The organism is Paracoccus sp. (in: a-proteobacteria) (assembly GCF_047605025.1).
In the GTDB taxonomy this organism is placed as follows: Bacteria; Pseudomonadota; Alphaproteobacteria; order Rhodobacterales; family Rhodobacteraceae; genus Paracoccus.
This window is the reverse complement of sequence record NZ_JASGGO010000020.1, coordinates 16,062-38,480: the sequence shown is the minus strand read 5'-3', so window position 1 is coordinate 38,480 and position 22,419 is coordinate 16,062. Positions and strand designations below refer to the sequence as shown.

25 protein-coding genes and 1 pseudogene are annotated in these 22,419 nt (G+C 65.7%); 13 read left to right on the top strand and 13 right to left on the bottom strand.

Annotation, left to right across the window (positions count from 1 at the left end; translation table 11 throughout):
• The first annotated feature begins 21 nt into the window (after positions 1-21).
• Positions 22-1,083 (top strand): glycosyltransferase family 8 protein, encoded by a 1,062-nt coding sequence (locus QM682_RS12400; RefSeq protein ID WP_415130169.1) that lies wholly within the window; start codon positions 22-24, stop codon positions 1,081-1,083.
• On the opposite strand, the gene QM682_RS12395 is transcribed toward QM682_RS12400, so the two are convergent.
• From QM682_RS12395 to ubiA, 3 genes are all read right to left on the bottom strand, one after another.
• Positions 1,080-1,412 (bottom strand): hypothetical protein, encoded by a 333-nt coding sequence (locus QM682_RS12395; RefSeq protein WP_415130167.1) that lies wholly within the window; start codon positions 1,410-1,412, stop codon positions 1,080-1,082. The two genes, QM682_RS12400 and QM682_RS12395, sit on opposite strands and share 4 nt — an antisense overlap.
• 49 nt (positions 1,413-1,461) lie before the next feature.
• Entirely contained in the window at positions 1,462-3,690 is a 2,229-nt protein-coding gene (locus QM682_RS12390; protein WP_415130165.1) for an OmpA family protein, read from the bottom strand.
• A gap of 62 nt (positions 3,691-3,752) precedes the next feature.
• A complete protein-coding gene (ubiA, locus tag QM682_RS12385) occupies positions 3,753-4,709 on the bottom strand; it encodes a 4-hydroxybenzoate octaprenyltransferase (protein WP_415130163.1) in 957 nt (318 codons plus the stop codon).
• 15 nt (positions 4,710-4,724) lie between these two features.
• Here ubiA and QM682_RS12380 point away from each other — a divergent pair, with 15 nt between their 5' ends.
• Both QM682_RS12380 and QM682_RS12375 read left to right on the top strand, forming a co-directional pair.
• Positions 4,725-5,444 (top strand): 16S rRNA (uracil(1498)-N(3))-methyltransferase, encoded by a 720-nt coding sequence (locus QM682_RS12380; protein WP_415130161.1) that lies wholly within the window; start codon positions 4,725-4,727, stop codon positions 5,442-5,444.
• 240 nt (positions 5,445-5,684) lie between these two features.
• Complete coding sequence (locus tag QM682_RS12375) at positions 5,685-5,879, top strand: DUF1127 domain-containing protein (RefSeq protein ID WP_415130159.1); 195 nt, start codon at positions 5,685-5,687, stop codon at positions 5,877-5,879.
• A gap of 150 nt (positions 5,880-6,029) precedes the next feature.
• Here the strand turns inward: QM682_RS12375 and QM682_RS12370 are convergent, their stop codons facing one another.
• On the bottom strand, positions 6,030-6,899 hold the full coding sequence (locus QM682_RS12370) for a 50S ribosomal protein L11 methyltransferase (protein ID WP_415130157.1): 870 nt from the start codon (positions 6,897-6,899) through the stop codon (positions 6,030-6,032).
• On the bottom strand, positions 6,899-7,483 hold the full coding sequence (msrA, locus tag QM682_RS12365) for a peptide-methionine (S)-S-oxide reductase MsrA (protein WP_415130155.1): 585 nt from the start codon (positions 7,481-7,483) through the stop codon (positions 6,899-6,901). The genes QM682_RS12370 and msrA overlap by 1 nt, the downstream gene beginning before the upstream one ends.
• A 105-nt stretch (positions 7,484-7,588) precedes the next feature.
• On the opposite strand from msrA, the gene QM682_RS12360 reads away from it, so the two are divergent.
• The 3 genes from QM682_RS12360 (at position 7,589) to QM682_RS12350 (ending at position 9,713) form a co-directional block, all read left to right on the top strand.
• Entirely contained in the window at positions 7,589-8,569 is a 981-nt protein-coding gene (locus QM682_RS12360; RefSeq protein ID WP_415130153.1) for a P1 family peptidase, read from the top strand.
• Between the two features lie 415 nt (positions 8,570-8,984).
• Complete coding sequence (locus QM682_RS12355) at positions 8,985-9,116, top strand: aldehyde dehydrogenase family protein (RefSeq protein ID WP_415130237.1); 132 nt, start codon at positions 8,985-8,987, stop codon at positions 9,114-9,116.
• Between the two features lie 78 nt (positions 9,117-9,194).
• Positions 9,195-9,713, top strand: a complete 519-nt coding sequence (locus QM682_RS12350) for a hypothetical protein (protein WP_415130151.1) — start codon at positions 9,195-9,197, stop codon at positions 9,711-9,713.
• 32 nt (positions 9,714-9,745) lie between these two features.
• Here QM682_RS12350 and QM682_RS12345 read toward each other — a convergent pair whose 3' ends face one another.
• The gene (locus QM682_RS12345; protein WP_415130149.1) at positions 9,746-10,492 is read right to left on the bottom strand and encodes a DUF1013 domain-containing protein; all 747 of its coding nucleotides are present in this window, start codon (positions 10,490-10,492) and stop codon (positions 9,746-9,748) included.
• A gap of 169 nt (positions 10,493-10,661) precedes the next feature.
• On the opposite strand from QM682_RS12345, the gene QM682_RS12340 reads away from it, so the two are divergent.
• Positions 10,662-11,282, top strand: coding sequence for a ribonuclease T2 family protein (locus QM682_RS12340; protein ID WP_415130147.1), 621 nt, complete (start codon positions 10,662-10,664; stop codon positions 11,280-11,282).
• 229 nt (positions 11,283-11,511) lie between these two features.
• Here the strand turns inward: QM682_RS12340 and QM682_RS12335 are convergent, their stop codons facing one another.
• The gene (locus QM682_RS12335) at positions 11,512-12,504 is read right to left on the bottom strand and encodes an NAD(P)H-quinone oxidoreductase (RefSeq protein ID WP_415130145.1); all 993 of its coding nucleotides are present in this window, start codon (positions 12,502-12,504) and stop codon (positions 11,512-11,514) included.
• Positions 12,501-13,172 carry a COQ9 family protein gene (locus tag QM682_RS12330; protein ID WP_415130143.1) on the bottom strand — a complete coding sequence of 224 codons (672 nt, stop codon included), beginning with the start codon at positions 13,170-13,172 and terminating at the stop codon, positions 12,501-12,503. Before QM682_RS12330 ends, QM682_RS12335 begins: the two co-directional genes overlap by 4 nt.
• A gap of 108 nt (positions 13,173-13,280) precedes the next feature.
• Here QM682_RS12330 and rpsU point away from each other — a divergent pair, with 108 nt between their 5' ends.
• On the top strand, positions 13,281-13,487 hold the full coding sequence (gene rpsU, locus QM682_RS12325) for a 30S ribosomal protein S21 (protein ID WP_011748553.1): 207 nt from the start codon (positions 13,281-13,283) through the stop codon (positions 13,485-13,487).
• 197 nt (positions 13,488-13,684) lie between these two features.
• Here rpsU and QM682_RS12320 read toward each other — a convergent pair whose 3' ends face one another.
• Together QM682_RS12320 and mscL are read right to left on the bottom strand one after the other, a co-directional pair.
• A complete protein-coding gene (locus tag QM682_RS12320; protein WP_415130235.1) occupies positions 13,685-14,143 on the bottom strand; it encodes an Lrp/AsnC family transcriptional regulator in 459 nt (152 codons plus the stop codon).
• A gap of 118 nt (positions 14,144-14,261) precedes the next feature.
• On the bottom strand, positions 14,262-14,696 hold the full coding sequence (gene mscL / locus QM682_RS12315; RefSeq protein WP_415130138.1) for a large conductance mechanosensitive channel protein MscL: 435 nt from the start codon (positions 14,694-14,696) through the stop codon (positions 14,262-14,264).
• 83 nt (positions 14,697-14,779) lie between these two features.
• Between mscL and QM682_RS12310 the strand changes: the two genes are divergently transcribed.
• From QM682_RS12310 to QM682_RS12300, 3 genes are all read left to right on the top strand, one after another.
• The gene (locus QM682_RS12310; RefSeq protein ID WP_415130136.1) at positions 14,780-15,481 is read left to right on the top strand and encodes a glutathione S-transferase C-terminal domain-containing protein; all 702 of its coding nucleotides are present in this window, start codon (positions 14,780-14,782) and stop codon (positions 15,479-15,481) included.
• Positions 15,481-15,966: an NUDIX hydrolase gene (locus QM682_RS12305; RefSeq protein ID WP_415130134.1), complete on the top strand. Its 486-nt coding sequence runs from the start codon at positions 15,481-15,483 to the stop codon at positions 15,964-15,966. Before QM682_RS12310 ends, QM682_RS12305 begins: the two co-directional genes overlap by 1 nt.
• Before the next feature lie 89 nt (positions 15,967-16,055).
• A complete protein-coding gene (locus tag QM682_RS12300; RefSeq protein WP_415130132.1) occupies positions 16,056-16,427 on the top strand; it encodes a hypothetical protein in 372 nt (123 codons plus the stop codon).
• A 42-nt stretch (positions 16,428-16,469) separates the two neighbouring features.
• Here the strand turns inward: QM682_RS12300 and pheT are convergent, their stop codons facing one another.
• On the bottom strand, positions 16,470-18,857 hold the full coding sequence (gene pheT / locus QM682_RS12295; protein WP_415130130.1) for a phenylalanine--tRNA ligase subunit beta: 2,388 nt from the start codon (positions 18,855-18,857) through the stop codon (positions 16,470-16,472).
• A gap of 208 nt (positions 18,858-19,065) precedes the next feature.
• On the opposite strand from pheT, the gene QM682_RS12290 reads away from it, so the two are divergent.
• Both QM682_RS12290 and QM682_RS12285 read left to right on the top strand, forming a co-directional pair.
• Entirely contained in the window at positions 19,066-19,374 is a 309-nt protein-coding gene (locus QM682_RS12290) for a TM2 domain-containing protein (RefSeq protein ID WP_415130128.1), read from the top strand.
• Positions 19,375-19,464: 90 nt separating this feature from the next.
• Positions 19,465-19,791, top strand: a complete 327-nt coding sequence (locus QM682_RS12285) for a TM2 domain-containing protein (protein WP_415130126.1) — start codon at positions 19,465-19,467, stop codon at positions 19,789-19,791.
• 793 nt (positions 19,792-20,584) lie between these two features.
• Here QM682_RS12285 and QM682_RS12280 read toward each other — a convergent pair.
• Positions 20,585-21,718 carry a Hint domain-containing protein gene (locus tag QM682_RS12280; protein WP_415130124.1) on the bottom strand — a complete coding sequence of 378 codons (1,134 nt, stop codon included), beginning with the start codon at positions 21,716-21,718 and terminating at the stop codon, positions 20,585-20,587.
• Between the two features lie 471 nt (positions 21,719-22,189).
• A pseudogene (locus QM682_RS12275) lies at positions 22,190-22,396 on the bottom strand (IS5/IS1182 family transposase); the annotation flags it as partial.
• Between the last annotated feature and the right edge of the window lie 23 nt (positions 22,397-22,419).

Here is a 22,419-nt window from a genome sequence, read left to right as displayed (position 1 = left end):
CCGGGGATCTGGGCGCCCGCGATGGACCTGCATCTGCGGCGCCGATGCCGCGGCAGGACGCCGGCGCGGCTGGACGTGATGACCTCGTTCGCGGGGCGCGACCTGGACATGGTGCAGGTGATGATCCTGTCGCTGGCCGATGCCCATCCCCGCGACGAAATCCGGTTCTGGCTGTTCGAGCAGAACATCCCCGCCCCGCAGATCCGGGCCCTGGCCGAGTTCTGCGCCGGCCTTGGCAATGTGACGCTGCATCCGGTGCGGGTGCCAGATGCCGCCGCCTTCGGCCGGCTGAGGGAACTGGGCGGCAAGCCGGACAGCGCGCGCTTCCTGTGGTTCGTCGCGCATCAGCACCTGCCCGGCGATCTGGATCGCGTGATCTATCTGGATGCGACGGATATCATCGTGGCGGGCGATCTGGTGCCGCTGCTGCATCATCCCTTCATGGGGAAATACCTGATCGCCTGCCGCGAGTTCACGGACCTGCCGCCGCTTCTGATCGGAGGCGCGCGCCGCGCCCATGCCTGTGGCCTGCCCTCGGGGCTGATCCGGCACATCTCGCGCGGGCTGATCAACAGCGGCGCGATCGTGCTGAACCTGCGCAAGCTCCGCCGCGACGGGATCGGGATCGGGCATTATCTCGACACAGCCGAATGGGCGCATGACCGGCTGCGGCTGGGCTTCGGGGATCAGGGGCTGTTCTCGTTGACCCATGGCAGCCATTACACGCGGCTGCACGACCGCTACAACCATCGCTTTTACGCCGAATCCCCCAAACGCATCATGCGCGACCCCGCCGTCATCCATTTCGCCGGCCAGGTCCTGAAACCGGCCTTCTGGCGGCTGAGCAAGGAACATGAGTGTCTGGTCCTGGATCGCCTGCGCCGCAGCGGCAGCCCGATCCTTCGGCTGAACCAGCGGCTGCCCTTGCGCGCGGCGCATCTGCCCTATCTGCGCCGCTGGTGGGAAATCTGCGCCAGAACGCCCAGCCACGCCCGGCTTGAGCCCGAGGCGACGGCGCGCATGACGGCCGCGCTGAGCCAATGGGATCGGGAAGGCGGCACCGACCCCAAGGCCACGCGCTAACTTTTCCTGCCCAGCTTGCGGTCGATATAGTCGCGCAACTCGGCGATTTCGGCCTGGCCTTCGCGCAACTCGTCCTGAGCGGCGCGCAGTTCGGATTCGGTGGCGCCCAGCTTGTCCACCAATTCGGCCTCGCGCTCTTCCAGTTCCTGCACCGCCTTGTCGCGCGCCTCCTCGGCGTCATGAAGCTGCTGGGCCATGCTTTCCAGCTCGCCGATCTCGGCGCGGGTGACGCGGGACAGGCGGTGGATCAGCCAACTGGCGAACCAGCCCAGCAGGAAGGCGGCGAACAGGATGATCGCGGTGGCGATGATGAATTCGTTGCGGTTCATGCGGGGTTCCTGTTTTTCGGCGGGCGGATCAGCGGGCGGGCGGGCCGGGTCATTCGCCCCCCTGTCCGGTCTGGGGCACATCGGCACCGGCGGCCTGTCCCTGGATGACGCGCAGCGCCACGCCAGCCGCGGCATCGACAAGCGCATCCTGGGCGACCAGCAGGCCATCCGCCCCGGCCTCGGGGTCGGGGAAGGCGGTTTCCAGCGCCGGCAGGGTCGCGGCGTCGATGGCCGAAAGCAGCAGACGGCCCCGCGCCACCGCCTGGACCGCCGCCGTCGCCGCCGACATGGCCGGGGTTTCGACCGGCATCGCCGGCACGGCGACGGGCGGTCCCAGGACCGGAGCCACCGCGCCCGTCGCCGCATCGCTCGCGGCGCGGGCGGCACGGGCGACCGCGACACCGGGACTGTCGGTGACGCCGCTGACCTTCTGGACGGGGCGGGGGGTCTCGACCACGGCGGGTGCCTCGGCCAGAAGCCGGAACTCGATCCGGCGGTTCGCCTCGCGGCCGGCATCGGTGTCGTTCGCGGCGATGGGCTGGGTTTCGCCATGGCCCTTGGCCTGCATCCGCGCGGTGTCGATGCCATCGGCCGCCATCGCGTCCAGCACCGCCTGGGCGCGGGCGCGCGACAGTTCGGCGTTCAGCGCGTCCGAGCCCTGGCTGTCGGTATGGCCGCCGATCTCGATGCGATAGGCGCCGCAATCGGCCATGGCCTGGCCAAGCCGCTTGAGCGTGGGCTGGGGATCACCGGCGATGATGGACTTGCCCGGCTCGAAGCCGATCTCGGATTCGGTCATCACCGCATTCAGCCGATCGACGCACTCCGCACCCGAAGGCAGCGCCAGCAGCGGGTCCAGCCAGCGGTCATAGCGGATCGAAAGCTCGTATCGGGCACCGGCGCCCAGCCGCTGCGACAGCCGCGCCGCCGCCGTGTCCGAGGCGGTCTGGCTGCCGGCCACGCCCGACAGCCGGATCAGTTGCGGCGTGACCGTGACCGCGCCCTGGTCCAGTCCCGCCAACGCCTCAAGCGCCGCGATGGCGCGCAGCGTCCAGCCATCCGGCACGCCCTGGTCAAGGCGCAGCGCGCTGTCCACATGGCCAAAGCGCGCGCGGGCCATGCTCTCGACCGCATCGCGCATGCGCTCGTCGCTGATCCGGCCGCGCAGGATCACCCCCGCGCCGCTGCGACTGGCCGAGAACTCGGCCGGCTGCGGCACCGGGTCGCTGGGTTTCTCATGTTCCGATGTCAGGGTGAAGCCGGCGGGCAGCCCGCCTTCCAGCCGGCCGACCGCCTCGTCGAAGCGCGCGGCATCGACCCCGGCGGGGGCGAAAAGCGCGACATCCGTATCCGAAAGCGTGACCGAGCCCTGGCCCAGGGCCTGCACCGCCCGAATGCCCGCGACCGCCGCATCGGCCCAGACGGGGCTGGGCGTGCCAAGCGCCAGCGCGCATTGCGGCGCGCCGGGGATACCCGCCGCGACACCCGCCGCAAGGATGCGGTCGCGGTCGGCCTGATTATCGGCCGCGCAGGCGTCGAAACGCGCGGCCTCGCCGGATTTGACGAAACGCAAAGTGAAGGGCGCCATCACCGGGCGGGGCGCCTTGATCCGGGCGTCAAGCTGGACATCGGCGGGACGGGCGCGGCGCAGCGCCTCTTCCAGCCCGGCCTTTTCGCCGGGGCTGTCGGTGATCGCCTCGACCACGACCTTGCCCGGCGCGATCGAGACCTTGCCGTGCCGCGCCAGTTGCGCCGCCTTCAACCCATAGGAAAAGGCCGATTCCCAACCTTCGGGGATGGCGTAATCCGCCGTTTCGACCAGATCCGAAACCGATTTCGCATTGGTCTGGCGCTGAAGCGCCGTCACCATCGCGTCCCGATCAAGCACGGCGGGCACCAGCCCCACAATCGAGATGCCGTCATCATTGCGCAGAAGCTGGATCTTGAAACCTGGCGTGCCAAGGGCGGCGCGGGCGGCCACGGTCATCTCATCGACGACGCGGCCCGGCTCGACCACCGACTCGGCGCGGGACTTGGCGCGGAAACGCTGGATCTCGTCGGGGGCCGTGCCGGTCAGACGCACTTGCAGCCCCGAGGCCGCGACCTCGGCCCAGCCATGGCCGGCATCCCGCAATGCCGCGCCGACTTCGGCGCTGGCCTGGCGTTCCAGGAAATCGGCGGCCTCGCGCGCACCGAACCAGGACAGGCCGCCAGCGGCGGCCAGGACGATCAGGCTGGCAAGGACCGCAGGGGCGCGGCGCGCTTTGGGATTGGCCATCCGGGGAACCTTCGGGCTGTTTCCGATCCGCCGCTTTTAAAGCAGCGTTGCCGCTTGGACAATCAGACCAGTCCCGCGATGGCAAGAAACAGCGCGATCAACAGTCCGGCATCCCGGTTCGCGCGGAAAAGCCGCAGGCAGCGCTCCGGGTCCGACATGTCGAAGCGGCGCAATTGCCAAAGCAGATGCAGCGCGAAGCCCAGGATGCCGGTAGCGCAAAGCCAGACCGCCGCTCCCTGCGGACGGGTCAGGGCGACGGCCGCGATCAGCAGCACCACGGCGCAGAAGCCAAAGCGCGCCAGCCACAGCCCGCTGTCCCGGCCGAAAAGCCGCGCGGTGGATTTGACGCCGATCAGCGCGTCGTCCTCGGTGTCCTGATGGGCATAGATGGTGTCATAGAAGATGGTCCAGCAGATCCCCGCAAGCCAGGCCACGAAGGGCGCCGCCCCCACGCCGCCCATATGCGCGCCCCAGGCCAGCAGGATGCCCCAGTTGAAGGCCAGACCCAGAAACACCTGCGGCCACCAGGTGAACCGCTTGGCGAAGGGATAGATCGCCACCAGCGCCAGCGAGGCGACGCCCAGCCAGATCGCGGTCTGGCCCAGCGTCAGCAGGATCAGGAAGGCCGCCAGCGCCTGCGCGCCCAGCCAGGCCAGCGCGCCCCTGACAGTGACCTGCCCCGAAGGGATGGGCCGCGACCGCGTTCGCGCCACCTGCGCGTCGAAATCGCGGTCGGTGATGTCGTTCCAGGTGCAGCCCGCGCCCCGCATCAGGATCGCGCCCAGCCCGCAGGCGACGATCAGCCACAGATCGAACCAGCGCGGCCGGTCGGCGATCATCGCCAAGCCCACGCCCCACCAGCAAGGCAGCAGCAGCAGCCAGGTGCCGATCGGCCGGTCCGCGCGCGAAAGCCGCAGCCAGGGCCTCCAGCGCGGCGGCGCATGGCGGTCCACCCAATTGTCGGCGGGGGCGTCGGCAACGGCCTGATGGGCCTCTGGCGTCCTGCGGTCGGTCTGCATTAAGCTGCCCCCATCATGGCGAAAATCAGATTGTTCATAGAGCACCCGCTGGCCGAGGGACAAGGCATCGCGCTGAACCCCGACCAGTCCCATTACCTGGCCTCGGTCATGCGGCAGGCGCCGGGGGACGAGATATCGCTTTTCAACGGCCGGGACGGCGAATGGCTGGCCCGGATCCAGCGGATCGCCAAGCGCAGCGCCGAACTGACCCTCTTGCGCCAAAGCGCGCCGCAGCTTGATCCGCCGGACCTGTGGCTGATCTTCGCGCCGATCAAGAAGGCGCGCACCGATTTCATCGTCGAGAAGGCCGCGGAGATGGGCGCGGCCCGCATCCTGCCGGTCCAGACCGACCACACCAATTCCGAGCGCATCCGCCAGGACCGCCTGCAGGCCCATGCCGTCGAGGCGGCCGAGCAATGCGGCGGCACCTTCGTCCCCGAAGTGACCGACCTGATGCCGCTCTCGCGTCTTCTGGACGGCTGGGACGCATCCCGGCGCATCCTGTGGGCGGACGAGGCCCTGGCCGGCCCCGCCCAGACCCTGCGCGGGCTGGACCGAGGCCCCTGGGCGATTCTGATCGGCCCCGAAGGCGGCTGGTCCGAATCAGAGCGCGCGCGCCTTTCGGGGCTGGAGCACGTCACCCGCGTCTCGTTGGGCCCGCGAATCCTGCGCGCCGATACGGCTGCCGTTGCGTCACTTGCATTGTGGCAGGCCGAGCTTGGCGATTGGCGCTAAGCCCGGTCGAGGCTGGATCGCAACTCTCAAGCGCCTGAATGGCATTTTACGATACAGAATTGCGCTGTTTTCGGCTGATCACGCCGATTTCATAAAAATTTAATGAAAACGGCGCCTTATGCGTGCGCTGCATAGCTGGAATGCCGATTGCGGACGTAGAGTTTTCAAATTGCCCGAACTATATGCTGTCCATCAAGCAAACCGCCCAGGATCGGGCAAGTTAATATAAAGGTGAAAATCATGTCGGCGATCGACACGAACCGCGTCGTTGGCGGAAATGGCTCTTTCGGTTTTGGCTCGAAACTCATGGCGGCCCTGGCTGCCTGGAACGATGCCCGCGTCACCAAGAACGCGCTTAGCCGTCTGACCGACCGCGAACTGGACGATATCGGTCTGTGCCGCGGTGATATTCAGCACATCGCAAGTGCGCGCTGATAAGCCCAGCGAAACAAAGCGAATTTGGCCTCTGGACCACGGTTCTGGGGCCTTTTTCATGCCCAGGGCACGGCCTTCCTCCGGCCAGAGCCGCGCATGAAAAAGCCCGCGCGAGGCGCGCGGGCCAAAGGAATCGCAGGCGCGCGGGCCTCACGCCCGGATCACGACCAGCGTGGACCAGTCGCCGTGATCGTCGCGCTGCTCCAACGCCAGCCCGCCAGCCGCATAGGCCGCCGCGACCTCATCGGCCTGGGTCGTCAGAATGCCCGAAAGAATGGCTTTCCCCCCCGGCGCCACATAGCGCGTCATGTCGGGCACAAGGTCGATCAGCGGCTGTTTCAGGATATTGGCGAAAACCAGGTCGAAGGGGGCCGCGCCCTCGATCAGCGGGTGGTCGAAGCCCGCCGCCTCGACGCATTCGACACGGCCGTCAAGACCGTTCGCGATGACATTGGCGCGCGCCACATCGACAGCCTGCGAGTCAATGTCGCCCGCCAGCACAGTGACCGGGCAGACCCGCGCGGCGGCCATGGCCAGAACCGCCGTGCCGCAGCCGATATCGACAATGCGCCGCGGTGCCGCGCCCTGGGCGATCAGCCGGTCCAGCGCCAGCAGACAGCCCTTGGTCGTCGCGTGATGGCCGGTGCCGAAAGCCATCGCGGCCTCGATCAGCAATGCCACGGCGCCATCGGGGACTCGCTCGGCGTCATGGCTGCCATGGACGAAAAAGCGGCCGGCTTCGACCGGGGACAGCTCGCGCTTGACATGCGCGACCCAATCCACCTCGGGCAGTTCCGAGATGACGAAGGGATCGGTGCCGAAGGCCGCCGCCATCAGGGCCAGCGTCACCTCGTCCGGGGCCTCGTCGAAATAAAGCCCGACCTCCCACTGATCCGAGCCGTCCTCGATCTCGAAGACGCCGCTGCCGACGGGTTCGGGGGTCAGTTCCTCGCCCATTTCGGCAAGGGCTTCGGCCGCCTCGCGTCCGGCGGTCTTGGTCAGCGCGGTCCAGGTGGACATCAGATCTCCTCGGCGGGGTTGGCCAGGGGCGCCTCTACGCCGGTGCCGCGCAGCCCGCAATAGCCATCGGGATAGCGGTCCAGATATTGCTGGTGATCCCCATGCGCGGGGTAATAGGGACCGGCGGGCAGGATCTGCGTGGTGATGTTGGGAAAACTCTCGACCGCAAGGCGATTTCCGTAATCGGTCTTGCTGCGTTCGGCCGCGGCTTTCTGGCTGTCGGTGTAATACATGATCAACGAGCGGTATTGCGAGCCGACATCGTTGCCCTGGCGGTTGCCCTGGGTGGGATTGTGGTTCTCCCAGAAGATCTGAAGCAGCCGCTCATAGCTGATACGCGAGGGATCGTAGGCCAGATGGACCACCTCGGCATGCCCCGTGCCGCCCGCGCAGACCTGCTTGTAGCTGGGATCGGCGACGGAGCCGCCGGCAAAGCCCACCGAGGTGGTCCAGACCCCCGGCAGTTCCCAGAACAGGCGCTCGACGCCCCAATAGCAACCCATGCCGAAGATCGCCTGCTCGAACCCTTTCGGGATCTCGGCATCCAGGGGGCGATTGAAGATGCGGTGGAGGGGAGCGGTCATGGTCGCGTCCTTTCAAAGCTGTTGCACCCTATCTAGGCGCAGCCCTAGGCTGGTGCAACGCAAAGCCGAGGCCAGGGTTTCCCGGCCCCCTTTAGGAAGCCCCCGATGCGCCCCGGACCCCGCAACCTGATCACCGATGTCGCCGGCCTGCTTGTGGGCAATGCCAGGGATCACGGCCTGCGCTCGGGCGTGACGGTGCTGCTGGGGGATGGCCCCCTGCCCTGCGGGCTAAACGTGATGGGCGGCGCGCCGGGCACGCGCGAGACCGCGCTTCTGGCCCCCGACAAGCTGGTGCCGGGCGTCGATGCGCTGGTGCTGTCGGGAGGCTCGGCCTTTGGGCTGGCCGCCTGCGACGGGGTGATGGCGGGGCTGCGGGCCAAAGGCCGGGGCTTCGCGGTCGGCCCGGCGCGGGTGCCCATCGTGCCCGGCGCCATCGTATTCGACCTGCTGAACGGCGGGGACAAGGACTGGCGGGAAAACCCCTATCCCGCCTTGGGCCGGAGAGCGCTGGGGGCGGCGGGACCGGATTTCGCGCTGGGAACCGCAGGCGCGGGCACGGGCGCGATGACACATCGCTGGAAGGGCGGGCTGGGTTCCGCCTCGGCGGTGCTGGACTGCGGGGTGACGGTCGGCGCCCTGGTCGCGGTCAATGCGCTGGGATCGGTAACCGTGGGCGAGAGCCGGCATTTCTGGGCAGCCCCCTGGGAGATCGGGGCCGAGTTCGGCGGACTGGGCATGGGCGGGAATCACGACCCGCAGGCCGAGCCGGCCCTGGCCAAGCGCCTGGGCGAGGCGACGACCATCGCCATCGTCGCCACCGATGCCGCGCTGGACAAGGCCGGGCTGACGCGGCTGGCGACGGCGGCGCAGGACGGCATGGCCCGCGCCATCGTGCCCAGCCACACGCCCTATGACGGGGATCTGGTCTTTGCCGTCTCGACCGGGGCCAAGCCCCTGCCCGATCCGGCGGTGACGCCCTTCCTGCTGGGCCATGCAGCCGCCGCGACGCTTGCACGCGCCATCGCGCGCGGGGTCCACGCAGCCAGCCCTGAAGAAGGCGACCTCCAACCCTGCTGGCAGGGTTGACGGGGGCTCTGCCCCCGCGTCTGGTCCACCCCTCAATGGGGTGGACCAGACGCCCCCCGGGATATTTGGGCAAGAAAGAAAATGGGGCGGCAGGAGAGAGATCCGCCGCCCCACAGTCTGATTTCGCCAAGAGGGAAAACCTGACGATGGGGGCAAAACGCGGACGGGCGGGCTTCGGTTCATCGGAACATGCTCATGCGCATCTTTTGGCCTATCCTGCGCCGAACGCCGAAGCCCACGAGCCCTCCCCTTGCCCCACATGGAGCCGGGGCCAAGGGCAATATCGCGCCTATAGAGCCGGTTTCATCGAATGGTTGGGCCCAGAGGCAAAGCGTATCTGCGCCGAGATCATTCCCGCCCACCACCCACAAGCGCCCGACCGTGCCGAAGCGGGCCATGGGTGTAGCCGGCGCTCATACCGTGGATGCACCCGAGCACGATGATCGCCCACACATGCGGCCCAGCCATCGCGAAGGGCTGCGGCTTCGTCGTCCGCCCCGACTCAGAGACGCCGCTATCCTCCCTGGCGCTGGTGGTGCCGGCCTAGCGACCCGGCCCACGCAAGGAATTGTCCAGCATCGTCCTGGTCCTCCGGGATCGGCAAGGGCGTTGCGAGAGCCCGCTCATGCGCAAGCTGACCCTCATCGGTGCGATCCGGCCGGCGCGCGCCGATGACCCAAGCAACCGGGAAGATACTGGAATGCAGCATGAAACCAGGCGGTCATGCCCCTTTCCTCGTCGTCAAGGATGCCGATCCGAATGCGACAGTCAAGGACGACATGCCTCGAAATTCCGCAGCAGCCGCCAGGCACACGCCTGCGTCTATCGCATCCATGTCCAAGCCAGGATCTATGAAGCCTTCGCCCGAAAGCTCGCTGCCGCCACCGAGAAAGTCGAGGGCCATATCGCCGACGCCCTGGCGGGCCGCGCCAATGACACGATCTTCGGCACCTCTATCGCCAAGCCCGCGACCGATCACCTGTCCCATATCCAGGAAACATTGCAATGTCAGCGTGAATACGGGCCTGATCTCTGCCGAGGTGGTGCCCTTCGGTGGAGCCAAATACAGGGCCTGGACCGCGAAGGCCCGCGCCACTGGATCGAAGACTATCTGGGACTTAAATATATCAGTCGTTCAGCCTGACAGGCGGGGGCGGACAAGCCGCCCCTTTGTAATCAGCGGTCGTCTTCGTCCTCGTCATCCTGCTCGGGCAGGTTGAAGAAGCTGTCGGCGTCCAGTCGTTCCTCGGGCTTCGACCTCTCATCATCGCGGGTAAGGCTGAAGTTTTCCAGGCCGGCGATTGCGCTCGGCATGCGGGGCTCGTCGGACATGGAAAGCGAAGTCTCGGTCGAAAGCAGCTTGCGGCGCTCGTCATCAGTCATGGTGCCGCCCTCAGCCGCCTTGCGCTTGGCGGCCTTCTGGACCGTCGCGTCCAGTTCCGACTGCCGGCAGAGGCCCAGCGCGACCGGATCGATCGGCTGGATATTCTGGATGTTCCAATGCGTGCGCTCACGGATCGAGGCGATGGTGGGCTTGGTCGTGCCGACCAGCTTGGCGATCTGGGCATCGGCCAGTTCGGGATGGAACTTGACCAGCCAGAGGATGGCGGCGGGCCGGTCCTGGCGCTTCGAAAGCGGCGTATAGCGCGGGCCGCGGCGTTTCTCCTCGCCCTCGGCGGCAGGATTGTGCTTGAGCCGCAGCTTGTAGCGCGGATCCTTCTGGCCCTTGTCGATCTCGGCCTGGTCAAGCTGGTTCGAGGCGATCGGGTCAAAGCCCTTGACGCCCGCCGCGACATCGCCATCCGCGATGCCCTGGACCTCAAGCTCATGCATGCCGCAGAAATCGCCAATCTGCTTGAAGCTCAGCGTGGTGTTGTCGACCAGCCAGACTGCGGTGGCGCGGGCCATCAGCGGCTTGTTCATGACCTTCTCCTTAACAATAGTTCTTCAGCCGGGAAAACGGCTTTTGGCAGGTGCCATTCCATTTTCAGGGGGGATTGGCTGGGTATATAGGCTTTTGCGGGACTGGAATAAAGCCTGAATTTCATAGCGCCCGCCCGCACTGGCCGCTAGTCTTGCCGGCATGATACGGATGGCTCTTTCTCTGGCCCTGGGCCTGGCAAGCGTGGCTGTGGCGGAAGATGCGCCGGGGCGCTTCGACTATTATGTCCTGTCGCTGAGTTGGTCACCGAACTGGTGCGATCGCCAGGGACAGAACGAGAAGGCCGAGCAATGCGATCCTGGTCGCAGGCTGGGCTTCGTCGTGCATGGGCTTTGGCCACAATATGAACGCGGCTGGCCATCGGACTGCCGCAGCCCCCTCCGCAACCCCTCGCGGCGCGAGACCGCCGCCATGGCCGACATCATGGGATCGGCGGGCTTGGCATGGTATCAATGGAAGAAGCACGGCAGTTGCGCCGGTCTTATGGTCGAGGATTATTTCGCCCTGCTGCGCCGCGCCGCAGCCGGGATCAAGACCCCGCCCGAGTTGGCCGAAATGCGCCGGGATACCACCCTGCCCTCGCCTGTGGTCGAGGCCGCGTTTCTACGCGCGAATCCCTCGCTCATGGCGGATGGCGTCACCGTCACCTGCCAGAGCCGGGCCTTGCAGGAGGTGAGGATTTGTCTGACGAAGAACTTGCAGCCACGCGCATGTGGAGCGGATGCGCGGAAGGATTGCGCCGGCGATCTGAAGATCCGAGCGCCGCGCTGACTTCAGGCTCGGGAGCCTCCGGCGGGGATATTTGAACAAGAAAGACACGCACACACCCCGCCCGCCGAAGCAAAGGGTCGGGGTGTGGCGTCTTCCTTGACGGTCATCGGCGTCCCCGCCTGTACCGTAAGCTGAGACTGACACCAAATTCTTTCGATTCGGTTAATCGTTCTTTCTTGTTCAAATATCCCCGCCGGAGGCTCCCAGGCTTGCCAGCGGGCCGGCCGGATCAATCCTCGGAACCCACCTGCAACAGGATCTTGCCGATATGGCTGCTCGCCTCCATGTGACGATGGGCTGCGGCTGCCTCGGCCAAGGGATAGATGCTGTCGATCAGGGGCCGCACGGCGCCCGCTTCGACCAGAGGCCAAAGGCAACGGCGCAGATCTTCGGCGATCACGGCCTTGGCGGCCTCGGACTGAGGGCGCAGCGTCGAACCTGTGATGGTCAGACGGCGCGTCATCACCTGAGCAAAGTTCAGCTCGACCTTGGGTCCGCCGAGGAAGGCGATGAAGACTAGCCTGCCATCATCAGCCAGTGCCTTGATGTTGCGAGGGATGTAATCGCCGCCCACCATGTCCAGGATCAGGTCGGCTCCGCCCGCCTGTTGCAGGATCGGGACGAAATCCTCGGTCTTGTAATTGATCGGCTGGGCGCCGAGCCGGGCCATGGCCGCGCATTTCTCATCCGATCCGGCGGTGGCCCAGACCGAAGCGCCCAGAGCACGCGCGACCTGGATCGCCATGGTGCCGATGCCCGAGCTGCCCCCATGGACCAGGAATCGCTCACCCGCGCGCAAGGCGCCCCGGCTCACCACGTTGGACCAGACGGTGAAAGCGGTCTCGGGCAGAGCGGCCGCCTCGCGCAGATCCAACCCGTCGGGGATAGGCAGTGCATGATCGGAGGAGCAGGTCGCATATTCGGCATATCCCCCGCCCGGCAGCAGCGCGCAGACCCTGTCGCCGACCTTCCAGCGCGTCACGCCCATGCCCACGCCCGCGACAATACCCGCGCATTCGAGGCCAGGCAGATCCGAAGCGCCCGGCGGCGGCGCATAGGCCCCCATGCGTTGCAGCACATCGGGCCGGTTCACACCCGCCCAGACAAGCCGGATCAGGATCTGGCCATGGCCCGCCACCGGCACCGGGCGCTCGACCCGCTTCAGCACATCCGCGGCCCCGTGGGCCGAGATCGCGACCGCCTGCATCAGATCGGGGATCATGCGCCGGCTCCGCCCGTCAGATCCACCCGACCGGGTCGGGCACCGCGATTCGGTCGGCGGATCCAGCCGGTCGCCATGCCTAGCAGGGACGAAACGCCCGGCACCGCCTTGACCTGCCCCTTCAGCTTTTCGAAGCGCATCACCCCCTCTATCCGGCGCTCCAGGAAGGCACGGGTGTCCTCGGCATCGGCGGAGTCGTCGCCCAGCCAGTAAAGCACCGTTGCGCCATATACGGTCGAAAGGGTCGCGCGCTTGGAATACCAGTTCACGTCCTCGGACGTATCGCCCAGCCCCTCCCAGACGGCATCGGCGGTCTCCCAGATCAGCCGCGCGCCCAGTGCGGCATGCTGCGGCAGCGCCAGCACCACCGCACCCGCCCGCGCCATCTCGCGGTCCGAGAGCGCCAGGCGATGCATCACCGTATCCACAACCCGGTCGCGGAAGCGTCCGGCGGGCGGTGATCGCGTCAGCCAATCCCGCAGCGCCCGATCACCCCGGCGGTGATAGGCCGCCGCAAGATCCGCCCCCCCGCGCGGCAGATAGACCCGCGCCAGCTCGGCCGAGATGCCGATATCGCGCGCGCCCTCGGCCACAGCCCTGTCGCCCATGCCCTCAAAGGTCACATGCGACAGGGCGGCGTCGATCAATCTGTCACGTTCTTGCGTCATGGTTCCCTCCTCGGGGCCGGAAATTCTGGACAAAGCCGATTCGCACTGATAGAAGGCCGCGTCCTGCAATTCAGTTCAACTCTAATCTAGGAAGGTGGTGACAACCACATGCAGGTAAGTGTTCGCGACAACAACGTCGAACAGGCGCTTCGTGCTCTGAAGAAAAAACTTCAGCGCGAAGGGGTGTTCCGCGAAATGAAGCTCAAGCAGCATTTCGAGAAACCCTCGGTCAAGAAGGCCCGTGAAAAGGCCGAGGCCGTCCGCCGCGCCCGTAAGCTGGCGCGCAAAAAAGCGCAACGCGAAGGCGCGCTGTAAGGCGAGCGACACGTTCGTTTCAGGAAAACCCCTGCCCCGGCGGGGGTTTTCTTTTGCCTGACGCCTCATCCCGGCGCCTTTTTCGGCCCGGCGCCTTTTTCGGCGGGTTCCCCGACAAGTTGCCCTGCGGTTTCCTCCTTTGGAATGCCGGCTGCACTTCCAGCCGCAGGGGATGCCTCCAGGTAGAAAGAGATGCTTTAGATCGGCAGCGCCGTCGTCTGCGCCACGGTCTTAAGCGAAAAGGATGAATGCATCTGCCGCACGCCTGGCAGCTTGGCCAGGCGCTGGCGGTGGATGCGCGCGAAATCGTCCGTGTCCTGGGCCACGACCTTCAGAAGATAGTCCGCCGAACCGGCCATCAGATGGCATTCCAGCACGTCGGGGATGGTGCGGACGGCCCGCTCGAAAGCTTCCAGCAGTTCATCGGCCTGGCCCGAAAGCGTGATCTCGACGAAAACGGTGGTCGGGCGCTCAAGCTTGCGGGCGTCCAGCAGCGCGACATAGCCTCGGATCAACCCGGTTTCCTCCAGCCGCTGGACCCGGCGATGGCAGGCGCTGGCCGAAAGAGCAACCTCGGCCGCAAGCTCTGCATTGGTGATGCGCCCGTCACGTTGCAGCACCGACAAGATGCGGCGATCCGTTGCGTCGATATCGATCATTATGGGATCTCCTGCGGCGAAAACCGGATTTCTGCGTCGCATTCTTGCCCTGAACCGCGCCTCGCGCAAAGAAAAACGGCGCCGGCCCGCAAGGACCGGCGCCGCCTTACCTGGTTCAGGCGCGGTTGGCGCGCAGCTCGTCCCGGATCTGCACCAGCAGTTCCTCCTGGGTCGGGCCGGTCGGAGCCGGCTCTTCCTCTTTCTTGCTGATCGCGGCGTTTTGCAGCTTGTTAACACCCTTGACCAGCAGGAACACCGCCCAGGCGATGATCAGGAAGTTGATGACCGCCGAAAGGAACGAGCCATAGGCAAAGACGGCCGCGCCGGAATCGCGCGCAGCATTCAGGCTGGCGCCGTCCGGGACCTCGCCCTTCAGCACCAGGTAATGGCCGCTGAAATCCGTGCCGCCGGTCAGAAGACCGATGATCGGATTGATCAGATCCGCCACGAGCGAGTTGACGATGGCCGTGAAGGCGGCACCGATGATGATACCCACCGCAAGATCGACGACATTGCCTCTAGCGATGAACTCCTTGAATTCCTTGATCATGTGCTTACCTTTTCTAACCTGTCGCACCTGCGGACAACTCTGCACATAACAAATTGCGCAAATCCAGCCCAAAGAGGATTTCCATGACCGCCCTTGCCGCTTTTCCGATCACTCACCGCTGGCCGCCCCGCCGGCCCGATGTCATCCAGCTGTACACACTGAATACACCCAACGGCATCAAAACCTCGGTCATGCTTGAGGAATGCGGGCTGGACTATGACGCCCATCGCATCAGCATCGGCAACCCCGAGGACCAGTTCACCCCCGAATTCCTGTCGCTGAACCCCAACAACAAGATCCCGGCGATGATCGACCCGAACGGGCCGGACGGCCAGCCCATCGGGCTATTCGAGACGGGGGCCATGCTGATCTATCTGGGCGACAAGACCGGCAAGTTCCTGCCGACCAGTGGCGCCGCGCGCTATCACACCATCCAGTGGCTGATGTGGCAGATGGGCGGCCTTGGGCCGATGCTGGGCCAGGTCGGCTTTTTCCACCGCTACAAGGGCCGCGAGATCGAGGATCCCCGCCCCCGGACCCGCTATTTCACCGAGGCCCGCCGCCTGCTGGGCGTGCTGGACCGCCAGCTTGAGGGTCGCGACTGGATCACCGGCGAATATTCCATCGCCGACATGGCGATCGCGCCCTGGCTGCGCACGGTGCGGGTGAATTACGAGGCCGAGGCGGAAACGGGGATGGACGGTTTCGGCAATGTGCAGGCGTATCTGGATCGGTTTTTGGCCCGGCCGGCGGTGCAGCGGGGGATTCTGGTCGGCGCGGCCTGATGGGCGACGGCCTACTGATCAGGAAAGCGGTGCGCGCCTTCCTGCTTTGTCCAGAGGACGGGCTTTTGCTGATGCGTGTCCGCTTGCCCGATGGGGCAAGTGTATGGATCGCGCCGGGCGGCGGCCTTCGCCCGGCCGAGTCCCCCGAGGCGGCGCTGCGCCGTGAACTGGACGAGGAGCTTGGCCTGGCCGCCTTCGATCCGGGGCCGATCCTGTGGCGGCGCGAGCATGAACTGACCTGGCAGGGCCGGCGCTTTCGCCAATCCGAGCAATATTTCGTAGTGCATGTCCCCCGCTTTACCCCGGCCATGCGCGACAAGGCCGAGGCTGGGACGCTTCTGGAGTTCCGCTGGTGGTCACCCGAGGATCTGCGCCGGACCGACGAGCGGCTGACCCCACAGGCGACCGCCCGCATCATCGGCGACTACCTGCGCGACGGCCCGCCGACCGCCCCAGGACATGAGCGGATCGTCGATCCCGCCTAAGGGGCCTGTTCGGCTGGCGGTCTCATGGCCATTTGCCAATATCACGTTTCTGCGATACCCTGCCCGCACCATCAGGGCGAGGTTGCATCATGTTTTATCGTGCTTTTTCGATTTTTCTAGCCGCAGGGGTGCTGACGGCAAGCGCGGCCCATGCCGAATGTTCGGGCAGCAACGGGCGCGGCTGGGCCAGCGCACAGGGCAATGGCAAGTTCCAGATGGCACCCGGCGATGCTTCTTGCCTGATCGGCTATCCCAGCTTCATTAATGGCACAAAGAAGACACCGGCCACGCAGGTCAAACTGACCCGCGCCCCGAAATCGGGCAAGATCGCCCTGTCGCCTCGGGGTCTGATCTATACGCCCGCCGCGGGCTTCAAGGGCACCGACAAGTTCTGCACCAGCAATTCCGCCGCCGGGATGCCGGGCACCTTGAAAGGTTGCGTTTCGGTCACGGTGCCCTGACACCCGGCCCCAGACACGGGACCGGGCCGGACGCTGGCCGCATCACCCCCGCAGCACCCCACCCGTCGCCTTGCCGACCTTCTCGACGATCTTCGCTGAAACCGCCTCGATCTCGGCTTCGGTCAGGGTCTTGTCCTTCGGTTGCAGCCGCGCCGTGATGGCGATGGATTTCTTGCCGCCCTCAAGCCCCGTGAACTGGTCAAAGACCGTCACCCGCTCGATCAGCGCCTTGTCGGCGCCGGCGGCGGCGTTGACCAGGGTCAGCGCCTCGACCTGCGGGTCCACGACAAAGGCGAAATCACGCTCGACCGCTTGCAGGCCGGAAAGCGCCAGCGCGGGACGCGAGGGCGTTTTCACCTTGGGCAGCGGCACCGCCGCGATGCGCACGGTGAAGGCCACGGCTGAACCCTTGATGCCGAAATGCCGCAGCACCTTGGGATGCACCTCGCCGAACGTGGCCAGCGTGTTCGGCCCCAGCGCGATATTGCCGGCACGGCCGGGATGCCACCAGGCGGCCAGCTTGCGGTTGATCTGCGCCTTGGCGGGCGCACCGATGATCGACAGCACCGCCTCGGCATCGGCCTTGGCGTCGTAGATGTCCACCTTGCGGCGCGAGGCGAAGGGGTCGCGCGGCGCATTCGCCCCCACCAGGATCGCGGTCAGGTGCAGGTCCTGCTGACCCGGCTCGCCGCCGCCGAAGACGGGGCCGCATTCGAACAGCGCCAGGTCCATGAAGCCGCGCGCCTGGTTGCGCGCCGCCGCCGCCAGCAGGCCGGGCAGCAGGTCGGGGCGCATATGCGTCATCTCGCTGCTGATCGGGTTTTCGATCCGCAGCGCGTCCTGGCCGCCGCCGAACAGCGCCGCCGCCGGCTGGTCGATGAAGCTGTAGGTGACGCATTCGTTATAGCCCAGGCTCGCCGCCATGCGCCGCGCCGCCGATTCCCGGCGCTGCAAGGGGGTCAGCACCGGCTGGGGCACGCCCGCCTGCGGACGCGGCAGGGGCTGGCCTTGCAGCTTGGTCAGGCTGGCGATGCGGGCGACCTCTTCGACCAGATCGGCGCTGCCCAGCACGTCGGGGCGCCAGGACGGCACGAAAGCCTGATCGCCTTCCAACCGGAAGCCAAGCGCCTGCAACGTGGCGCGCTGGGTTTCCTCGGGGATCTCCATGCCGACCAGGCTGGAGACGCGGGCCGGGTCCAGCTTATAGGCGCGGGTGGTGTCGGGGACGGCGCCGGCGGTGACGACCTCGGACGGCTCGCCGCCGCAAAGATCCAGGATCATCCGCGTCGCCAGTTCCAGCCCCGGACGCGTGAAGGCAGGGTCCGCGCCGCGCTCGAACCGATAGCGGGCATCGGAGTTGATCTTAAGCGCCCGGCCCGCCGTCGCGATGGCGATCGGGTCCCAATAGGCACTTTCCAGGAAGACATCGGCGGTCGCCTCGTCGCAGCCGGACGCCTCGCCGCCCATGATGCCGGCGATGCTTTCGGGGCCGTTTTCATCGGCGATGATCATGGTGCCGGGGACAAAGGCATAGGTCTTGCCGTCCAACGCCAGCAATTCCTCGCCCGCGACCGAAGCGCGCACGACCAGATCGCCCCGCACCTTGGCCGCGTCGAAGACATGCAGCGGCCGGTTCAGGTCGAAGGTGAAGAAATTGGTGATGTCCACCAAGGCGTTGATCGGGCGCAGCCCGATGGCCGTCAGCCGTTTCCGCAACCACTCGGGCGAGGGACCGTTCTTCACCCCCCGGATCACCCGGCCGGCAAAGAACGGCGCCTTTTCCGCCACCTCCGGCGCAATCACCACCTTGATCGGGCTGGCGAATGTGCCCGGCACGGTGACATCGGCCACGGCTTTCAGCACGCCCAGGCCGCGCGCCGCCAGATCGCGGGCGATGCCGTGGACGCCAAGCGCGTCGGGGCGGTTCGGGGTGATCTTGATCTCGACCACCGGATCGACCGCCTCGGGACGGTTCAGGGCCAGCCAATCGACGAATTTCTGCCCCACCTCGCCCGAGGGAAGCTCGATGATGCCATCATGCTCCTCGGAAAGCTCCAACTCGCGTTCCGAGGCCATCATGCCGTGGCTTTCGACCCCCCGGATCTTGCCGACGCCCAGGGTCACGTCGATGCCGGGAACGTAATCGCCGGGCTTGGCCAGCACCACGGTGATGCCCGCGCGGGCGTTCGGGGCGCCGCAGACGATCTGCTTCTCGCCCTCGTCGGTCATCACCTTGCAGACCCGCAGCCGGTCGGCATCGGGGTGCTGAACGGCCTCGGTCACCTTGGCAAGAGTGAATGATTTCAGTCGGCTGGCCGGGTCTGTCACGCCCTCGACCTCAAGGCCCAGGTCGGTCAGCGCCTCGGTGATCTCGTCCAGCGTGGCGGTGGTGTCGAGATGCTCCTTGAGCCAGGAGAGGGTGAATTTCATGGCGCGGCTCCGCAGGTTCGGGCACCGAAATATCGGCGGTTCGGCGTCCCTTAACGCATGGCGGCGAAGAATGGTAGGGTGGTGCGCCACCGCGCGGGCCGTGCTGCGGATTTCCAGCATTCGCCGCAGATTGGGACAGCCCGGCGGACCTTGCAACGCCCTTGACGCCACCTATATGTGAATAGAGTTAACATAGGCATGGGAGCCCATGAACACGCAACGAGAAATGCTGATCGAGCAACGGGTCGCCAATGACGCGAAATCGCCCCTGGTCGCTTATCTGCTGGCGATCCTGCTTTGGGGTTTCGGGGTGCATCGGATCTATCTGGGGCGCTGGATCAGCGGGCTGGTGATGCTGGCGATGTGGGGCCTGGGCTGGCTGACCGCGCCGATCCTGATCGGATGGCCGCTGGTCGGGCTGGTCTGCCTTTGGGCGCTGATCGACCTGTTCCTGATCCCCGGCATGATCCAGAACGACAAGGACGAAATCCGCAGGCGGTTGGGGTCGGGTTGGTAAGGATGCGCGCCTTAACCATATTTTAGCATTCCTGTGGTTGAACTGGCGGCAGGCTCTTACCCTCCGATCAGTTTTCCAAAGGAAGCATTCATGTCACTTGATACCCAGCAGCAGATCCTGATCGAACAGCGCCTGTCGAACGAAGCCAAGTCGCCGCTTCTGGCCTATCTTTTGCTGATCTTTGCCGGCGGGCTGGGCATTCACCGCTTTTACCTTGGCCGGACGGGATCGGGCGCGGCCATGCTGGTGCTGCTGATCCTGGGGTTCCTGACACTGCCCATTGCGGTCGGCCTGATCCTTCTGCTGGTGCTGGGGATCTGGATGCTGGTGGACCTGTTCCTGATCCCTGGCATGGTGAACGAACAGCGCGCCGGACTGCGACGGCAATTGCAAAGCGAATTCGCGACCATGCCCTGATCCGACAAAATATCCGCCAAGGCGGGCATTCCTTTCCGAACGAAAAGGCCGCCCAAAAAAGCGGTGAAAGCGCTTATGCAAATCGCTTAAAGGGGCTTCATCTGATCAGCCGCCTGTGCGGGCGCAGCTTAGATCATCGACATCGCCGACATCGCCCGCCGGCGGGTCACGGCGCGCCTCGCACCGCCCGTCCCGTTGCCGCAATGTCATCGAAATCGACCACGAGTCCCGCAATGCAAAAACCGTCCCTGACCCCAATCAAAGCGTAAGCCGCCCCCCGCTATTTGATCGCCTCCGCCCGATCAGACGCTGATCTCGACCTCTCACGGAAAAGGTCGATTTTGGACATTTATAAGGGTCGTTTTGCGCGCCGATTGGCAGTAACCACCATCGACGTTTCGGCAACGATCCGGCCCTTTGCCTTAGCCGACCTGGCGCAGCTTGGCTGACAGAGCCGCAGGAAACTGCGCGGACCCGGCGGCCTCCATATTACGTTTCCGATGAAGGAACCCTGATACCTTTCGCAAACCCCACTCGGAGCGGGATCGCTGCTTGCGGTTCCAGCAGGAAGGTGGGGCCGGGACGGCGCTTACACAGGCGGGGGCAGCTTGCCCCATGGGATCTTCCTCGGCAAATGCCGGTCGATATCCTCCAGGCTGACCATCGGGGCCGAAGCCCAATATCACGCCGATGTCCTGATCGCCCCGGACTTCCTTCCGGCCCGGCGACGATCCCTTATGGCGGGGTTGGTCACCAAGCATCGCGGGGGCAACCCCCGCCCACCCGCCGACCATCAGGCTTGCAGCGGCATCCGGTTCGACTGATGCCGCTCGGCCATGCGCCGCGCGCGACGGCCCGGCGGCAATATCCGGGCGGCCACGGGCAGGTCTTCCAGCTCGGCCAGTTCGGGGAACAGCGCCAATATCTCTTGCCGGGCGGCCAGACCCACGGATTTCAGCGCCTCGGGGCCAGTGAACAAGGATTCCGTCTCGGCCCCGTTCGAAATCACCAGTTCATGCCGATCAAACAGCATGTGGAAATACTCTATCTCGGTCAGGTCTTCGGCGACCTCGATCCCGTCCAGCGCCAGCAGGTTCTTGGCGGCGACCAGCACCTCGGTGGCGCCAAACATACGCCGTGCGATGCGCGAGCGGACCAGCACCCGATGCTGGGGCGAGGTGACCAGATCGGCCGATGGAATACCTTCGCCCAGGGCACCGGCGCGGATGCGGATGGGCCGCAGCCGGGGCGACGCGGCCAGCGTGGCGGCGCCGACCTGGACCGCGCCGATCCAGCGGATCACCTGCGCGCCATTGTCGCGGGTCAGCACCAGGTCGCCGGGGCGCAGCCCCTCGATGGCCGACACCCCTTGCGGCGTCTTGATCAGCGTGCCCCGAGCGAAGCAGATGGCATTTTCGCGGCGGGCGATCTCTGCCTCATAGGCATCCTGCACCGTATCGAAAGCCAGCGTGCCCGAGCCATCGCTCGCATCATATACGGTGGAAGCCGTTCCAGAGGTGAAATCCGCCGCCACGTCCAGGACAAGATAGCTCCCGCCGGATTCGAACACGACATAGGTGCCACCAGAACCAAGGCCGGCCGCAATGTCGTCCTTGGGCACCTGGCCGGTATAAACCTGCGCCCAGCCGGCATCGCCGGTTGTCGGGTCGTCGTCATCATCGGCCGAAGCGTCATAGACATCGACCCGCCACATCTGGCCGTTTTGGAACGCGGATGTCGTGTCGGGATTGTTGACGTTCTGATACCAGACGACGCGATAGATATCCTCGGCCGTGCCGACGGCCTGCAAATTATTCATCGTCATGCTGAAATTGGCATCGCCGGGATTGCCGGTCTGGGTATAGCCCGTAGCGGTGGCAAGGTTGTTACCAAAGAACAGCAGCGGCCCGGTATCGGAATATGCCATTATTACTCCAACTTATACAAGACTCTGGCCGCTAAGGACCGATTGAGCATACGCAAAAATGCCTATGATTCCATTCATAAATCGGCCGATCTGGCATCCTTGAATATCAAACCATACGAAAGCATATTTGTCCATAAAGACCACATCAATGCTCACCCCATGTTGCAAATCCGAGCACAGATTCACGCCTGAACTTGCGCCGCACCGGGCCAAAGCCTCGCCCCCAACCGGGAACATCCCGCGGCTGAAAACAGATCCGGCACCCTGGGGATGGGACAAATAGCGGAGCTCGGCGACGGGCTGAAAGACCTGGGCGCCGATGCGCTCCAGATGCGCCTTAAGCCTGGCGAACGCCATTTCGATGGGTTTCAGGTCGGCGAACATGGCGGCAATGCCGGCGTCCGCTCCGGCGCCGATGCATGGCAGAAGGATTAAGCCATTGGGGTGATGCGACCACCCTAAGTCGTCAGCCCTGAGATGGGCAAGGATCCTGCGGATGTTATGCCCGCAGGCGCAGAGCACGGCAAAGATCGCATCTCCGGTCCTGCCCTTCAGGGGACATCTGGCCAATCCGCCCTCTGATTTCATGTGGCCGATTTCGGACCCGATGGCAGTTCGCCGTTTGAGGAGCTTTGCCAACACCGGGGTGATGTCGCGTCGCTGAGCACTGATCAGGACGCAGATATATCAGCCCGGCGAAG

Coding starts and splice junctions, on each gene's coding strand:
- pheT (WP_415130130.1), bottom strand. CDS start 18,857: ATGAAATTCACCCTCTCCTGGCTCAAGGAGCATCTCGACACCACCGCC.
- QM682_RS12330 (WP_415130143.1), bottom strand. CDS start 13,172: ATGACGCAAGAACGTGACAGATTGATCGACGCCGCCCTGTCGCATGTG.
- QM682_RS12305 (WP_415130134.1), top strand. CDS start 15,481: ATGGGCGACGGCCTACTGATCAGGAAAGCGGTGCGCGCCTTCCTGCTT.
- msrA (WP_415130155.1), bottom strand. CDS start 7,483: ATGACCGCTCCCCTCCACCGCATCTTCAATCGCCCCCTGGATGCCGAG.
- QM682_RS12280 (WP_415130124.1), bottom strand. CDS start 21,718: ATGGCATATTCCGATACCGGGCCGCTGCTGTTCTTTGGTAACAACCTT.
- QM682_RS12400 (WP_415130169.1), top strand. CDS start 22: ATGGACCTGCATCTGCGGCGCCGATGCCGCGGCAGGACGCCGGCGCGG.
- ubiA (WP_415130163.1), bottom strand. CDS start 4,709: ATGCAGACCGACCGCAGGACGCCAGAGGCCCATCAGGCCGTTGCCGAC.
- QM682_RS12285 (WP_415130126.1), top strand. CDS start 19,465: ATGTCACTTGATACCCAGCAGCAGATCCTGATCGAACAGCGCCTGTCG.
- QM682_RS12360 (WP_415130153.1), top strand. CDS start 7,589: ATGCGCCCCGGACCCCGCAACCTGATCACCGATGTCGCCGGCCTGCTT.
- QM682_RS12300 (WP_415130132.1), top strand. CDS start 16,056: ATGTTTTATCGTGCTTTTTCGATTTTTCTAGCCGCAGGGGTGCTGACG.
- QM682_RS12390 (WP_415130165.1), bottom strand. CDS start 3,690: ATGGCCAATCCCAAAGCGCGCCGCGCCCCTGCGGTCCTTGCCAGCCTG.
- rpsU (WP_011748553.1), top strand. CDS start 13,281: ATGCAGGTAAGTGTTCGCGACAACAACGTCGAACAGGCGCTTCGTGCT.
- QM682_RS12310 (WP_415130136.1), top strand. CDS start 14,780: ATGACCGCCCTTGCCGCTTTTCCGATCACTCACCGCTGGCCGCCCCGC.
- QM682_RS12335 (WP_415130145.1), bottom strand. CDS start 12,504: ATGATCCCCGATCTGATGCAGGCGGTCGCGATCTCGGCCCACGGGGCC.
- QM682_RS12380 (WP_415130161.1), top strand. CDS start 4,725: ATGGCGAAAATCAGATTGTTCATAGAGCACCCGCTGGCCGAGGGACAA.
- QM682_RS12340 (WP_415130147.1), top strand. CDS start 10,662: ATGGCTCTTTCTCTGGCCCTGGGCCTGGCAAGCGTGGCTGTGGCGGAA.
- QM682_RS12370 (WP_415130157.1), bottom strand. CDS start 6,899: ATGTCCACCTGGACCGCGCTGACCAAGACCGCCGGACGCGAGGCGGCC.
- QM682_RS12375 (WP_415130159.1), top strand. CDS start 5,685: ATGTCGGCGATCGACACGAACCGCGTCGTTGGCGGAAATGGCTCTTTC.
- QM682_RS12290 (WP_415130128.1), top strand. CDS start 19,066: ATGAACACGCAACGAGAAATGCTGATCGAGCAACGGGTCGCCAATGAC.
- QM682_RS12345 (WP_415130149.1), bottom strand. CDS start 10,492: ATGAACAAGCCGCTGATGGCCCGCGCCACCGCAGTCTGGCTGGTCGAC.
- QM682_RS12395 (WP_415130167.1), bottom strand. CDS start 1,412: ATGAACCGCAACGAATTCATCATCGCCACCGCGATCATCCTGTTCGCC.
- mscL (WP_415130138.1), bottom strand. CDS start 14,696: ATGATCAAGGAATTCAAGGAGTTCATCGCTAGAGGCAATGTCGTCGAT.
- QM682_RS12350 (WP_415130151.1), top strand. CDS start 9,195: ATGCGCAAGCTGACCCTCATCGGTGCGATCCGGCCGGCGCGCGCCGAT.